Annotated in this window: 15 protein-coding genes; 10 read left to right on the top strand and 5 right to left on the bottom strand. The window is 67.6% G+C overall.

The window, feature by feature from the left end; all coding sequences use genetic code 11:
• The first annotated feature begins 649 nt into the window (after positions 1-649).
• The 5 genes from rpsB to AB0H42_RS07290 all read left to right on the top strand — a co-directional run bounded on the left by rpsB (position 650) and on the right by AB0H42_RS07290 (position 5278).
• Positions 650-1489: a 30S ribosomal protein S2 gene (gene rpsB / locus AB0H42_RS07310; protein WP_063059661.1), complete on the top strand. Its 840-nt coding sequence runs from the start codon at positions 650-652 to the stop codon at positions 1487-1489.
• Positions 1490-1636: 147 nt separating this feature from the next.
• The gene (gene tsf / locus AB0H42_RS07305; protein WP_357051176.1) at positions 1637-2461 is read left to right on the top strand and encodes a translation elongation factor Ts; all 825 of its coding nucleotides are present in this window, start codon (positions 1637-1639) and stop codon (positions 2459-2461) included.
• Positions 2462-2739: 278 nt separating this feature from the next.
• Positions 2740-3468, top strand: a complete 729-nt coding sequence (gene pyrH, locus AB0H42_RS07300) for a UMP kinase (protein ID WP_030521770.1) — start codon at positions 2740-2742, stop codon at positions 3466-3468.
• Between the two features lie 50 nt (positions 3469-3518).
• Positions 3519-4076, top strand: a complete 558-nt coding sequence (frr, locus tag AB0H42_RS07295; protein ID WP_030521769.1) for a ribosome recycling factor — start codon at positions 3519-3521, stop codon at positions 4074-4076.
• A gap of 326 nt (positions 4077-4402) precedes the next feature.
• Positions 4403-5278: a phosphatidate cytidylyltransferase gene (locus tag AB0H42_RS07290; RefSeq protein ID WP_357051671.1), complete on the top strand. Its 876-nt coding sequence runs from the start codon at positions 4403-4405 to the stop codon at positions 5276-5278.
• A gap of 2 nt (positions 5279-5280) precedes the next feature.
• Here the strand turns inward: AB0H42_RS07290 and AB0H42_RS07285 are convergent, their stop codons facing one another.
• Positions 5281-5670 carry a lipopolysaccharide assembly protein LapA domain-containing protein gene (locus AB0H42_RS07285; protein ID WP_357051173.1) on the bottom strand — a complete coding sequence of 130 codons (390 nt, stop codon included), beginning with the start codon at positions 5668-5670 and terminating at the stop codon, positions 5281-5283.
• Positions 5671-5799: 129 nt separating this feature from the next.
• Here AB0H42_RS07285 and rlmN point away from each other — a divergent pair, with 129 nt between their 5' ends.
• Both rlmN and lhgO read left to right on the top strand, forming a co-directional pair.
• A complete protein-coding gene (gene rlmN / locus AB0H42_RS07280) occupies positions 5800-6909 on the top strand; it encodes a 23S rRNA (adenine(2503)-C(2))-methyltransferase RlmN (protein WP_357051170.1) in 1110 nt (369 codons plus the stop codon).
• Between the two features lie 179 nt (positions 6910-7088).
• Positions 7089-8300, top strand: coding sequence for an L-2-hydroxyglutarate oxidase (gene lhgO / locus AB0H42_RS07275; RefSeq protein ID WP_357051167.1), 1212 nt, complete (start codon positions 7089-7091; stop codon positions 8298-8300).
• Positions 8301-8417: 117 nt separating this feature from the next.
• Here the strand turns inward: lhgO and AB0H42_RS07270 are convergent, their stop codons facing one another.
• The 4 genes from AB0H42_RS07270 to dxr form a co-directional block, all read right to left on the bottom strand.
• Positions 8418-8873 (bottom strand): hypothetical protein, encoded by a 456-nt coding sequence (locus AB0H42_RS07270; protein WP_357051164.1) that lies wholly within the window; start codon positions 8871-8873, stop codon positions 8418-8420.
• A gap of 9 nt (positions 8874-8882) precedes the next feature.
• Entirely contained in the window at positions 8883-9143 is a 261-nt protein-coding gene (locus AB0H42_RS07265) for a hypothetical protein (RefSeq protein WP_357051161.1), read from the bottom strand.
• Between the two features lie 191 nt (positions 9144-9334).
• Positions 9335-10537 (bottom strand): M50 family metallopeptidase, encoded by a 1203-nt coding sequence (locus tag AB0H42_RS07260; RefSeq protein WP_357051158.1) that lies wholly within the window; start codon positions 10535-10537, stop codon positions 9335-9337.
• A gap of 125 nt (positions 10538-10662) precedes the next feature.
• On the bottom strand, positions 10663-11802 hold the full coding sequence (gene dxr, locus AB0H42_RS07255) for a 1-deoxy-D-xylulose-5-phosphate reductoisomerase (RefSeq protein ID WP_357051155.1): 1140 nt from the start codon (positions 11800-11802) through the stop codon (positions 10663-10665).
• A gap of 95 nt (positions 11803-11897) precedes the next feature.
• Between dxr and AB0H42_RS07250 the strand changes: the two genes are divergently transcribed.
• The 3 genes from AB0H42_RS07250 to AB0H42_RS07240 all read left to right on the top strand — a co-directional run bounded on the left by AB0H42_RS07250 (position 11898) and on the right by AB0H42_RS07240 (position 14478).
• Positions 11898-12164 carry a DUF2631 domain-containing protein gene (locus tag AB0H42_RS07250; RefSeq protein WP_357051152.1) on the top strand — a complete coding sequence of 89 codons (267 nt, stop codon included), beginning with the start codon at positions 11898-11900 and terminating at the stop codon, positions 12162-12164.
• A 168-nt stretch (positions 12165-12332) separates the two neighbouring features.
• Positions 12333-13490, top strand: a complete 1158-nt coding sequence (ispG, locus tag AB0H42_RS07245) for a flavodoxin-dependent (E)-4-hydroxy-3-methylbut-2-enyl-diphosphate synthase (RefSeq protein ID WP_357051149.1) — start codon at positions 12333-12335, stop codon at positions 13488-13490.
• A gap of 124 nt (positions 13491-13614) precedes the next feature.
• Positions 13615-14478, top strand: coding sequence for a GNAT family N-acetyltransferase (locus tag AB0H42_RS07240; RefSeq protein ID WP_357051146.1), 864 nt, complete (start codon positions 13615-13617; stop codon positions 14476-14478).
• Positions 14479-14498: the final 20 nt, after the last annotated feature.

The raw sequence follows: 14498 nt of genomic DNA, 5'->3' as shown, positions 1-14498 counted from the left end.
TGCGTCGGAGTCGTCCATCGAGACCGTGGCCGTGCCGCGTGCTCGACCGGTGCATCGCCCGGCACCGCGGCCGTGGTAGATGTCCCGGCGCGTGGTGCATCGTGGCCATGCCGGTAGGGGCCGGGTCGGGTGGTCGGCCGCGGTCGCCGGTTTGTCGCGGCGCGCGATATGGGGCCAGCTCCGCGGCGCGGGCGGGAGGTCCGGGTCCATCGCGGTCGCTCCGATGGTCTCGGTGGCAGTGGTTGTACAGGTCATATGCTCAGCCTGCTCGGGCTGTGAGCTGCGCGGAACCCGCAATTCCGGCACCTGTGGACAACTCACCTTCTGTGAACAACCAATGTTCCACACCGACGTCCGGCTCGCGTGGTCCGCGAGCGATACGACCGGGCGATTTCCGGTTCGCGCAGCCCACGCCGTAAACTGTCCAAGCGGTCTGTGTTCGCACCGACCGACTTCGCGCACCACCGTGCTTGTTCATCGCGCTGCCCCACCGAGTTCCTGCCGGAACCGGGGAAGGCCGGCGTATTCCGGAACAGGGGATGTCTCGGCTGGTCCCGATCACCGATCGGGTCCGAGCGTCTTGTGGTGCCAGGGCAGCAGGCCGCCGGCCCGCTGCGTCAACCGGCAACGAAAGAGAGATACGAGAGCCATGGCTGTCGTAACAATGAAGCAGCTGCTCGACAGCGGCGCGCATTTCGGGCACCAGACCCGTCGCTGGAACCCGAAGATGAAGCGGTTCATCTTCACCGACCGCAACGGCATCTACATCATCGATCTGCAGCAGACGCTGACCTACATCGACAAAGCCTACGAATTCGTCAAGGAGACGGTCGCCCACGGCGGCACCGTTCTGTTCGTCGGCACCAAGAAGCAGGCGCAGGAGTCCATCGCGGCCGAGGCCACCCGGGTCGGGATGCCCTATGTGAATCAGCGCTGGCTCGGCGGCATGCTCACCAACTTCTCCACTGTGCACAAGCGCCTGCAGCGTCTCAAGGAACTCGAGGCGATGGAGCAGACCGGTGGTTTCGAGGGTCGCACCAAGAAGGAAATCCTCATGCTCACGCGTGAGATGAACAAGCTGGACCGCACCCTCGGCGGTATCCGGGATATGCAGAAGGTGCCGTCGGCCATCTGGGTCGTCGACACCAACAAAGAGCACATCGCCGTCGGCGAGGCGCGCAAGCTGAACATCCCGGTCATCGCGATCCTGGACACCAACTGCGATCCCGACCTGGTCGACTACCCGATCCCGGGTAACGACGACGCGATCCGTTCGGCCGCGCTGCTCACCAAGGTCGTCGCTTCCGCGGTGGCCGAGGGCGTGCAGGCCCGTGCCGGCCGTTCCGGCGGCGACGACAAGCCCGAGGCGAGCGCCGCCGAGCCGTTGCCGGAGTGGGAGCAGGAGCTCCTGGCGCAGGCCACCCCGAGCACCGAGGCCCCGGCGGAAGCTCCGGCCGAGGCGCCCGCGGAGACTCCGGCCGACGCCTGAGTCGTCACCTCGCGTTCGGCGGCCGCTCACCGGCCGGTGCCATGGTGAGCGCCGCCGGACCGCACTTCCCACAGTGGTGGTCACGGCTCGCCGAGTCGTGACCACCACTGCCCGGTACCAGACTTTCTCGAAGGAGGCTCGCCCCCGATGGCGAACTACACCGCCGCTGACGTGAAGCGGCTGCGGGAGCTCACCGGCTCCGGAATGATGGATTGTAAGAACGCGCTGGTCGAGACCGAGGGCGATTTCGACAAGGCCGTCGAGCTGCTGCGCATCAAGGGCGCGAAAGATGTCGGTAAGCGCGCCGAGCGCACCACCGCGGAAGGCCTGGTCATCGCCAAGGACGGCGTGATGGTCGAGATCAATTCCGAAACCGACTTCGTCGCCAAGAACGCGGAGTTCCAGGCGCTGGCCGATAAGATCGCCGCCGCCGCCGCGGCCGCGAAGCCCGCCGATGTGGACGCGCTCAAGGCCGTGCCCCTCGACGGCCAGACCGTCGACGAGGCCCTGCAGGCGCTGGCCGCCAAGATCGGCGAGAAGCTGGAGCTGCGTCGCGTCATCTCCTTGGACGGCCCGGTCGCCACCTACCTGCACAAGCGTGCGTCGGATCTGCCGCCGGCCGTCGGCGTGCTGGTCGAGTACACCGGTTCCGGTGAGGCCGCCGCCGAAGCCGCCCGTGGGGCGGCCATGCAGGTCGCCGCGCTCAAGGCAAAGTACGTCACCCGCGACGAGGTTCCCGCCGATATCGTCGAGAACGAGCGTCGCATCGCCGAGCAGACCGCCCGCGAAGAGGGTAAGCCGGAGGCCGCGCTCCCGAAGATCACCGAGGGCCGCGTCAACGGCTTCTTCAAGGACGTCGTCCTGCTGGAGCAGCCATCGGTCACCGACAACAAGAAGACCGTCAAGGCGCTGCTGGACGAGGCCGGCGTCACGGTCACCAGGTTCGCTCGCTTCGAGGTCGGCCAGGCCTGAGCCGATCCTCGACTCCGGAGGAAACCCCCGTCGCGGTGGACGCGGCGGGGGTTTCGTTCTGAGATCGGCCGCCCAGGGGCCCGAGTACCGGAGGCCGTGGGCGGGTAGGGCAGGATAGAAGCCGCTTTCCGTTGGTGCCGCGCCCGCTGTGCCATTCGCGCTCGGGTCGGCCCGGCCGGGGCAGCGGGTGGCCCCGGACCTCGGCGGCCACCACGTTCGCCGACACCATGAGCACGACCGACCGTGAACACACCGATTGCCGAAGGAGACGCCAGCCGATGACGTACCCGGGGACCGACCGCCCAGGATATCGCCGGGTACTGCTGAAACTCGGTGGTGAGATGTTCGGCGGCGGCGCGGTGGGGCTGGATCCCGACGTGGTGGAGACCGTGGCGGAGCAGATCGCCGAGATCGTCGGCTCCGGCGTCCAGGTCGCGGTCGTCATCGGCGGCGGCAACTTCTTCCGTGGCGCCGAACTCGAGGAACGCGGTATGGAGCGGGCGCGGTCCGATTACATGGGCATGCTCGGGACCGTGATGAACAGTCTGGCGCTGCAGGACTTCCTCCAGCAGCAGGGTGTGGATACCCGGGTGCAGACCGCCATCACCATGGGCCAGGTCGCCGAGCCCTACCTGCCGCTGCGCGCCAAGCGGCATCTGGAGAAGGGGCGCGTCGTGATCTTCGGCGCCGGTATGGGAATGCCGTACTTCTCCACCGACACCACCGCCGCGCAGCGCGCGCTGGAGATCGGTGCGGAGGTGGTACTCATGGCCAAGGCGGTCGACGGTGTGTTCAACGCCGATCCGCGGCTGGATCCCGACGCCACCATGTACCACGAGATCACCCATAAGGAAGTGATCGAACGCGATCTGAAGGTCGCCGACGCGACGGCGTTCAGTTTGTGCATGGACAACCAGATGCCGATGCTGGTGTTCAATTTGTTGACCAAGGGCAATATCGCCCGAGCGGTGGCCGGTGAGAAGATCGGCACATTGGTTCGATCCTGATACCGCGGGCCCGCGGGTCATGACGATGACGACGCAGTGGAGGAACGGTCGTGATTGAAGAAGCGCTCTTCGACGCCGAGGAGAAGATGGAGAAGGCCGTCTCGGTGGCGAAGGACGATCTCGGCAGAATCCGTACCGGGCGCGCGAATCCGGGGATGTTCGCCCGGGTCGTGGTCGACTATTACGGAGCGCCGACCCCGATCACCCAGATGTCGAGTATTACCGTTCCGGAGCCGCGGATGGTGGTGGTCAAACCCTACGAGCAGGCCCAGCTGGGTCCGATCGAAACCGCGATCCGCAACTCCGACCTGGGCGTGAACCCGACCAACAACGGTGACATCCTGCGGATCAGCATTCCGCAGCTCACCGAGGAGCGCCGCCGGGAGCTGGTCAAACAGGCCAAGCAGAAGGGCGAGGACGCCAAGGTCGCGATCCGCAATGTGCGCCGCAAGGCCATGGAGGAGCTGGGCCGGATCCAGAAGGACGGCGAAGCCGGCGAGGACGAGGTCGGGCGCGCCGAGAAGGAACTGGACAAGACCACTGCCAGATACGTCGGCCAGATCGACGAACTGGTGAAGCACAAGGAATCCGAATTGCTCGAGGTCTGAGCGGTGCCCGGGCGGTGAGCCCGTCGTCTCCGCGGTGGTACCTTGCGCAGGCGCGCCGGTCGTGCCGGCCCGGCGCGCAGGACGTCCGAGAGCGGCACGAGCGGTAGGTGCCGCGCGGAATGCGGTGTTCGTAGCGAACGGGCACCGGACCGGCGGTCACCCGGCCCCCTGGCCGGTGAACTGCCGCACAATGGGAAACAGCGGAGCGAGCGTCGCCCGCGACGGGTGGGAACGAACGGAACGACGACGAGTTGAGCGACGGGACAATCGTGGCCGAGAAAGCCGCCGCGACCGGTGCGGCCCGACCGCAGCCGCCGGCCGAGGGCATATCCGAACCGACACCGGCACCGACCGGAGCCTCCAGCGGCGCCGAGCGCCGGGGGTCGCGCGCCGGCCGGAACTTACCCGCGGCCCTGGCGGTCGGCACGACCCTCGGGGTGTTGTGCATCGCCGTCCTGCTGTTCGTGCCCAAGGTGTTCATCGGCGTCGCCGGGGTCGCGGTCGGTATCGCCACCTGGGAGGTCGCCAAGCGGCTGCGGGAAGCCGATGTGCTGGTACCGCGCATTCCGTTGATCGTCGGCGGTCAGGCGGTGTTCTGGCTGGGCTGGCCGTTCGGTCCGGGCGGGGTGACCGGGGCGTTCGCGGCGACGGCGCTGGTTTGCATGGTCTGGCGATTGTTCGACCACGGTCTGCGCACCGCCCCGCGCAATTTCCTGCGCGATACCGCCATCACGGTGTTCACCCTGGCGTGGATCCCGCTGCTGGCCTCGTTCGCGGTGCTGCTCCTGCTCGAGGAGCCGGACGGCAATCTGCGGGTGCTGACCTTCATGATCCTGGTGGTGTGCTCCGATGTCGGCGGTTATGTCGCCGGGGTGCTGTTCGGCCGCCATCCCATGGTGCCGTCGATCAGCCCGAAGAAGTCCTGGGAGGGTTTTTGCGGTTCGCTGATCTTCGCGATCATCGGCGGCCTGCTCACGGTTACCCTGCTCCTCGAAGCCAATTCCATGATCGGTGTGGTGCTCGGTATCGGCCTGGTCGTCGTGGCGACGCTGGGAGATCTGGTCGAATCGCAGATCAAACGCGAGCTGGGCATCAAGGATATGGGCACTATGCTGCCCGGGCACGGCGGCATCATGGACCGGCTCGATTCGATGCTGCCCTCGGCGTTCGTGTCGTGGCTGGTGCTCAGCACTCTCCTCTAAGGTCAGTCGCGGTGCACGGCCCGGCGCAGCTGCACGATGCGGACCCCGCCCACCAGCGCCATCACCAGGGCTCCGGCGATCACCGACAGCAGGATCGTCACGCCCAGCGGTAGCGAGAAGTTCCAGAAGAGCATCTCGACCTCGGTGCTCTCCGAATTCTGCAGGATGAAGATCAGCAGGACGATACCGAGCAGCGCCGCCACGATCAGCGCGACCCAGGCATTGCCCACCCGGGACTTCTCCACCTCCTTGTGTCGATGGGTGTCGACCGCCGGTCTGCGGCCGGTAGCATCGGGTGCGGGTTTCCCTCCGGTGGGTGCGCCCGGGAGGGTCGCGGGTGGCTCTTTCGGTAGCGCGTGGGTCTCGGGTGTCGGTTCGTCAGAAGTCGCCATATATCGATGATTCCCGACAGCTATCGACTGCGCACGGATTTCCGGCCCGCCGGTCGATATCGGCCCGGCTCCCGTCGCGGGATGGCTCGGCACGGGTCACATTCACCGAGATGACACACTGGTAGGACTATGATCGCCTCTTTGCCCCTGGTTTTCGACGCACCGCGCCGTGGGATGCCGCCGCGCCATCTGGCCGACCTCGACGCCGACGGCCGCCGTGCCGCGATGGCCGAGCTGGGTCTGCCGACGTTCCGCGCCGACCAGATCGCGCGCCAGTACTACGGGCGGTTGCAGGCCGATCCGGCGGATATGACCGATCTACCGGCCGCGGTCCGGGAAAAAGTGGCGGAGGCGTTGTTCCCGCCGCTGCTCACACCGGTCCGGCAGATCGCCTGTGACGCCGGGGAGACCCGGAAGACGCTGTGGCGTGCCGGGGACGGGACCCTGTTGGAAAGCGTGCTCATGCGTTACCCGGATCGGGCCACGCTGTGCATCTCCAGCCAGGCCGGCTGCGGTATGGCCTGTCCCTTCTGCGCGACCGGGCAGGGCGGGCTGAACCGCAACCTCTCGACCGCGGAGATCGTCGATCAGGTCCGCGCCGCCGCGGCCGATCTACGCGACGGAGCCGTCTCCGGCGGGCCCGGACGGCTGTCGAACATCGTGTTCATGGGGATGGGTGAGCCGCTGGCCAACTACAAGCGGGTGGTGAACGCGGTACGCCGCATCACCTCGCCCGCCCCGGACGGTCTCGGTATCTCCCAGCGCAATGTGGTGGTGTCCACGGTGGGTCTGGCCCCGGCGATCCGGAAACTCGCCGACGAGGACCTCTCGGTGACGCTCGCGGTGTCCCTGCACACCCCCGACGACGAACTGCGCGACACCCTGGTTCCGGTGAACAACCGCTGCCCGATTTCGGAAGTGCTCGACGCTGCGCGCTACTACGCGGACAAATCCGGCCGGCGGGTATCCATCGAGTACGCGCTGATCCGGGATATCAACGACCAGCCCTGGCGTGCGGAAATGCTGGGCCAGAAACTGCACAAGGCGCTGGGCTCCCGGGTGCACGTCAATGTCATCCCGCTGAACCCCACTCCCGGCAGCGAATGGGACGCCAGTCCCAAGCCGGTGGAGCGGGAGTTCGTGCGCCGGGTCGAGGCCCAGGGTGTGCCGTGCACGGTCCGCGACACCCGTGGTCAGGAGATCGCCGCGGCCTGTGGCCAGCTGGCGGCGGAGGGCTGACCTCCCGGGCGTACGAGAGCGCTTCGCCGTAGAGCGCTCCGGCGGCCGCGCTTCTCGGTGGCCCGACATCACCCGACCTGAAATGATGCCTGCGTGAGTGCCCTTTCGATGCGCTCGAACAGTCATAGGTGCCGGAAATGGACCGGGTACAGCCGCACATGATGTAAGGGAACCGATACATGGGTGAGCAGGTCGTCGCGATCGTCGGGGCCGGGATCGTGGGGCTGGCGATCGGGCGGGAACTCGCCCGTCGGCGTCCCGACGACCGAATCGTGGTGTTGGAGAAGGAAGATCGCGTAGCGGCGCACCAGACCGGCCACAACTCCGGGGTAGTGCATGCCGGGATCTACTATCAACCCGGAAGTTTGAAGGCGGTGCTGTGCGCCCGCGGGCGGTCCCTGCTGCGCGAGTACTGCGCCGAACGGAACCTGCCCTACGACGAATGCGGCAAACTCGTCGTCGCGGTGGACGACGACGAGATGCCCCGGCTCGAGGCCCTGCAGGCTCGGGCAGGTGACAACGCGGTCCCCGGGCTGAGACGGGTGGACCGGGCGGAGATCGGCGATATCGAACCGTTCGCCGAGGGAATCGCGGCACTGTATTCGCCGCGGACCGCCATCACCGATTTCCGCCGGATCGCAGAAGCCTTCGCCGCGGATTTGATGGAATCCGGTGGCGAGGTGCGGTTGTCGTCCGCGGTGGACGGGATCGTCCCGGCCGCAACAGGAATCGACATCACCACGGGCGACGAGGTGCTACGCGCGAATCGGGTGATCGTGTGCGCGGGCTTGCACGCCGATACGGTGGCCGGGCTGGCGGGCGCCGACCCCGGCCCGCGGATCGTGCCGTTCCGCGGCGAATACATGAATGTGGTCGCCGAGAAGGCGGATATGGTGCGCGGGCTGGTGTATCCGGTACCGGATCCGCGGTACCCGTTTCTGGGGGTGCATTTCACGCGGCGGGTCTCCGGGACGGTGGAGGTCGGCCCCAACGCGGTACTCGCGTTTGCCCGGGAAGGCTATCGGCGCGGGGACTTCTCGATGCGCGACCTCGCGGAGACCGTGCGCTGGCCGGGGTTCCGCCGGATGGCGCGGCAGCACTGGCGGACCGGGATCGAGGAGATGTACGGCTCGCTGTCGGTGGCCGCGTACATGCGCAGGGCGCAGCGCTACATTCCGGCCATCGGTGCCGCGGATGTGGTGCGGGGCGGCACCGGGGTCCGGGCCCAGGCCCTCGATGCCGACGGCAGTCTCGTCGACGATTTCCGGATCGACCGGCTCGGCCCGGTGACGGCTGTTCGCAACGCCCCGTCACCCGCGGCGACCTCCTCGCTCGCGATCGCCGAATACGTTGTGGATGTCATCGAGGGCAAGGACACCAGAGCGCGTTAGGAAGTGGCCCGCAGATATGTGCGGGTCTTCACCACCTCCGAACGGTCGAAATGATTCCCGCAAACGACCGTCTCGGCCCACCCGATCGCGATGCCCGGGGGCGATCTCGCGATACGTCTACCGCCGTTCGATCATTCTCCGGAAGTCGCCGGCGTGGGGCCCGGCGAGTTCGTAGGTGACCGTGGCCGGGGATGCCGGGCCCGGTTCGTCCGGTGTCGGCCCGGGCACCCAGTTCAGCATCAGCTCGCGGTACCGATCGAAGGTCAACGGTTCGGTCTCGCCTCGTAGATCGCTGTGCAGGATGCCGTGGTCCAGTGGCCTCGTCTGCCCGTCCGAGCCGGTGCACATGATGCGTGAGCTACCCGGACGGCGGCTGTAATCAGCCCCGGCGGGGCGTGGCCACCACAGTGGCGCAACGTCGTCATGGGTGATCAGCGCAGCGTGCACATCGTCTAATCCGATCCGACGGCGACCGTGGGAGGCGGCGATCTCCGCCGCCTCCCGGAGCAGGACGACCACAGCGGGGGCGACCCCGTCGACCGTTACGCGACAGTCGTCGTGTTCGTTCGTCATGGCGTGAGCCTAGACCTCCAGGCCGACGCAGGTCACCGGCCAGGGCGCGTCCCCGATCGACGTGACATGGGGACCGAATACCTGCATCCCGTCGTACACCGGGTCGTTGCGGCACGTGCAGACCGCTCGGGAAGGCTCGTTCGGGTCGAGCACGATATCGACGAATCCGCCATGGGATTCACATTGTTCCGGTGTGACCGCGGCCGCCGAACCCGTGGCCGACAGTATCCCGGCGACTGCGGTGAACGTGATGATTGCGAACCGAGACATGAAGTGGCGCATTGATTTTCCCCTCCCATTGCGCGATCCACCCATTGTAGGTCGCCGGACGCCTACTTACCCACCGCATTATCCGACCCACGAGTCGGCCCGCTGGGTTTCGCAGCCGCACCCGGTCTGTGCCGCGAAGGGGTCACGAACCGTGTTGCCGCCTCGCCGGCCGTGTCGTCACCCGTGCGCGATCAGGGAAAGAGCTGGATGGGATTGATGATGTCGGCAGCGAGGGTGAGCAGCATGTAGGCGCCACCGACGACGACCGCGACATAGGTGAGCGGGAGCAGTTTCAGGTAGTCCACCGGGGCGCCGGGGGCCAGCCCCTTCCAACCGCGGATGGTGTTGCGGATCTTCTCGTAGAGCACCACCGCGATATGGCCACCGTCCAGCGGCAGCAGCGGCAGGATATTGAACGCGCCCAGGAAGAAGTTCAAGCTGGCCAGGATGAGGATGAAGGCGTTCCAGTAACCGCGTTCGGCGGTTTCGCCACCGATCTTGCTGGCGCCGTACACACTGACCGGGGTCTCCCGGTCGCGTTCGCCTCCGGTGACCGCATCCCACAGCGAGGCCACCTTGGCCGGCATCTGCGCCAGCGACTGGAAGGTGCGGATGAACATCTCGCCGGTGAAAGCGGCCGACGCGGGAATCGCGCCGAGGACGCTGTACTGGACCGGTTCGTAGAACTCCTGGCCGACACCGACGACGCTCACTTCGCGGCCGGGGCCGCCGTCCCGGGGGTAGCGCATGGCCTGCTCCGGGACGACCTCGAGGGCCAGCGTCTGCCCGTCGCGGTCGACGGTGTAGGTGAACGGTCCGTTCTGCTGCTGGGTGCGGGTCTGGAACTCCTCCCAGGTGTCCACGCTCTCGTCGTTGATCGCGGTGACCACATCGCCTCGTTGGAGGCCGGCGCGCTGGGCGGGGCCGGGGCCGGTACAGGTGCCGAGGGTGCGGTCGGGGTGCTGCGGCGCGACGCAGCTCATATCGCCGATCGTGGTCTCCGGCGGCTGGTTGAGGTTCGGCAGACCCCAGCCGACCGCCAGCACGACGATCAGGAGGAAGCCGAGCAGGAAATTCATCCCGATACCGCCGGACATCACCACGAGGCGTTTCCAGGTGGCCTGCCGGTACATGGCCCGGTCGACCTCTTCGGGTTCCAGTTCGTCGAGCGCGGTCATTCCGGCGATATCGCAGAACCCACCGAGTGGCAGCCATTTGACGCCGTATTCGGTTTCGCCGCGCCGGAAGGAGAACATCTTCGGGCCGAATCCGATGAAGTACCGGCGCACTTTCATGCCGGTGGCCTGAGCGGTCCACATGTGCCCGCATTCGTGCAGCGCGATCGAAATCGTGATGCCGAGGGCGAACAGCACGAACCCCAACACGAACAACATGTGGTCTACAGCCCTCCTGCGGTGCGCAGATCATTACTCGCGGCCCGCACAGAGACCGGAGCGGCCGCGAGCACGTGTCCACAGTAACCGCCCGCGTGCGGTGCCTCGACCATCCGCGACATCGGTTACCGCTGTACGAGGGTACGGGCACGGTCGCGTGCCCACTCGTCGGCCGCGAGTACCTCGGCGAGTTCGGTGGGTTCGGCACGCCACCGGTCGGCGTCGCGCACCGCCTGCGCCACGGTGCGCACGATCTCCGGGAAGCGGATCCGGCCGTCCAGGAAGGCCCGCACCGCGACCTCGTTGGCGGCGTTGTACACGGCGGTGACGCAGCCGCCCGCGGTACCGGCTTCCCGGGCCAATTCCACGGCTGGGAACACGGCGTTGTCCACGGGTTCGAAGGTCCAGGTGGCGGCGGTGCCGAAATCACACGGTGTAGCGGCCCCCGGTACGCGATCCGGCCAGCCCAGCGCCAGGGCGATCGGCAGCTTCATATCGGGCGGGCTGGCCTGGGCGAGGGTGGAGCCGTCGGTGAAGGTGACCATGGAGTGCACGATCGATTGCGGATGCACGGTGACTTCGATGCGGTCGTAGGGGATACCGAAGAGCAGATGCGTTTCGATCAGTTCCAGGCCCTTGTTGACCAGGGAGGCCGAGTTCAGGGTGTTCATCGGACCCATGGACCAGGTCGGATGGGTTTTCGCCTCGGCGGGGTTCACCCCGTCCAGCATTTCGGTGGTCCAGCCGCGGAACGGCCCACCGGACGCGGTCAGAACCAGGGTGGCGACCTCGTCGGCCCGTCCGCCGCGCAGACACTGGGCCAGCGCCGAATGCTCCGAATCGACCGGTACCAGCTGGCCCGGACGCGCCGCCCGGGTGACCAGCGATCCACCCGCCACCAGCGACTCCTTGTTCGCCAGCGCCAGTGTCGCTCCGCTTTCCAGCGCGGCCAGCGTCGGCTCCAGGCCCAGGGATCCGACCAGCGCGTTGAGTACGACGTCGGCCTCGGTGCGCCGGACCAGTTCGGTCACCGCGCCCGCGCCGGTCAATGGGACTCCCAGTTCGGCTCCCGCGGCCGGGTCGGCCACGGCGACGGCGGTCGTGCCGGTGGCAGCCATCTGCGCGGCGAGCAATTCGGTGTTCCCACCACCCGCGGCCAGGCCGACGACTTCGAATCTGTCCGGATTCGCGGCGATCACCTCGAGCGCCTGGGTGCCGATGGAACCGGTGCTGCCGAGCAGGAGGACTCTGCGGAGATCTGACACCTGCCCATTGTCACCGACCGTGCCCCTGCTGGCTACGACGGGCGGTCGTATGCCACGATATCGGGCAGTATCCGTTCTCTCGAGGAGGAGCGATCGTGGCCGCCACGGAAGTCGAACCCACCAGTGACAAGGCTGTCGTCACCAAGGTGGACCCCGCAGAGGTTCCGTCGGCGGCCTGGGGCTGGAGCGGGGAATCCCGCCGGACGTTCCAGGTGGCCGCGGTCGTGGTGATCATCATCCTGCTGGGCATGCTCAAGGGCAATCACCACGGCAAGGTCGAGGATCTCTACCTCGTCGGATTCGCCGCCGCCCTGGCGGTCCTCGTGATCCGCGATATCCTGCTGCGCCGCAAGCCCCGGTAATCCGCGGTTCTCCGCAGGCCGCGCTACCGCGCGAGGTACCGCGGGTGACGGCGAGGTGACGTGCTGGTGCCGGTCGCGACTGTTGTCCATGTCTCGGCGGCTCCCCGCCGGGGCGAGACTAGACTCGGCACCGACCGGCCGGACCAGTACGAAAGTAGGCAGCCGAAAGTGACCAGCACAATCGGATTGGGGATGCCGACCGCACCGGCCGCGGTGCTCGCACCGCGGCGCAAAACCCGCCAGTTGATGGTGGGTGGGGTCGGTGTGGGCAGTGACCACCCGATCTCGGTGCAGTCGATGACGACGACCAAAACGCACGATGTGAACGCGACATTGCAGCAGATCGCGGAGCTCACCGCGTCGGGCTGCGATATCGTGCGGGTGGCGTGCCCGCGGCAGGAGGATGCCGACGCGCTACCCACGATCGCGAAGAAATCGCAGATCCCGGTGATCGCCGATATCCATTTCCAGCCGCGCTACATCTTCGCCGCTATCGATGCGGGCTGCGCGGCGGTGCGGGTGAATCCCGGCAACATCAAAGAGTTCGACGGGCGGGTCGCGGAGGTCGCCAAGGCGGCCGGTGCCGCCGGTATCCCGATCCGGATCGGGGTGAACGCCGGTTCCCTCGACAAGCGGATGATGGCCAAATACGGCAAGGCCACCCCGGAAGCGCTGGTGGAGTCGGCGCTGTGGGAGGCGAGCCTGTTCGAGGAGCACGGGTTCGGCGATATCAAGATCTCGGTCAAGCACAACGACCCGGTGGTGATGGTCGAGGCGTACCGGCAGCTGGCCGCGCAGTGCGACTACCCGCTGCACCTCGGCGTCACCGAGGCGGGTCCGGCTTTTCAGGGCACCGTGAAGTCCGCGGTCGCGTTCGGCGCGCTGCTGAGCGAGGGTATCGGCGACACCATCCGGGTCTCGCTGTCCGCACCACCGGCCGAGGAAGTGAAGGTCGGCGGGCAGATCCTGCAGTCGCTGAACCTGCGGCCCCGCAAACTCGAGATCGTGTCCTGTCCCTCCTGCGGTCGCGCGCAGGTGGATGTGTACACCCTGGCCGACGAGGTCACCGCAGGTCTGGACGGCCTGGAGGTGCCGCTGCGGGTCGCGGTCATGGGCTGTGTGGTGAACGGCCCGGGCGAGGCCCGGGAGGCCGATCTCGGTGTCGCCTCCGGTAACGGCAAGGGGCAGATCTTCGTCAAGGGTGAAGTCGTGAAAACGGTGCCCGAGGCGCAGATCGTGGAGACCCTCATCGAAGAGGCCATGCGGATCGCCGAGGAGATGGGTGCGGACGCCGAAACCGGTCAGCCGGTCGTCAGCGTGGGCTGAGTTCCCCGCGCCATCGGCTCGCCGGCGCGGCGAGCCGGTCGGCGCTGCCCGCCCCGCCGGCGCCGCGCGGACGCTTTCCGGATATTCGTACCGTCGCGGTGCGGTTCATGGCAGGCTGTTGTAGGTGCGGAGTCTGCTGGAGCCGACCCGGCGCGCGAAATATGTTCCCGCGCGTCAGCTCGCCAAGCGGGACCTTGCCCAGGTACTCCGGGTCCTCGACGATGACCCGGTGGCCACCTGCATGGTCGCCGCCCGGTTACAGGAATACGGTCTGGACAACCGGTGCGGCCAGGGTGAGCTGTGGAGTCACGGCGGCCCGTCGGAATCACTGTGCTTCTCCGGAGTGAATCTCATTCCGCTGCGCGGCGGCCGTGAGGCGCTGCGCGCCTTCGCCGACCGGGCCATCCGGTGGCCCCGGATGTGCTCCTCGGTGGTCGGCCGGCAGGAACTCGCGCTGCCGCTGTGGGAGATGCTCGCCGACCATTGGGGTCCGGAACGAGAGCTGCGCGGTGCGCAGCCGCTGCTGGCCCTCACCGATACCGCCGTATCGGCCGCCGACCCGCAGGTGCGCCAAGTCCGTCCCGAAGAAATCGACCGGTATCTCGCGGCGGCGATCGCCATGTTCATCGAAGAGGTCGGGATCGATCCCCGGGCCGGTGACGGGGGCCGCGGCTATCGGCGCCGCGTGGCCGGACTGATCGAGGCCGGCCGGGCCTGGGCACGGTTCGAGGACGGCGAGGTCGTGTTCAAGGCGGAGGTGGGGGCCCAGTCCCGGCGTACCGGGCAGATCCAGGGCGTCTGGGTGCATCCGGAACACCGGGGGCAGGGCCTGGGCACGGCGGGTACGGCGGCGGTGGCCAACTCGGTCGTCGCTTCGGGACGTACCGCCAGCCTGTACGTCAACGACTACAACGAAGTGGCCCGGCGGGCCTATCGGGCGGTCGGCTTCCGGCAGATCGCCACATTCGCCACGGTCCTGCTCGACTGATCCCGTTCGGATCCGGTGTG

The organism is Nocardia sp. NPDC050799 (assembly GCF_040654015.1).
GTDB lineage: Bacteria > Actinomycetota > Actinomycetes > Mycobacteriales > Mycobacteriaceae > Nocardia.
This window is presented reverse-complemented; position numbering and strand designations above follow the sequence as displayed.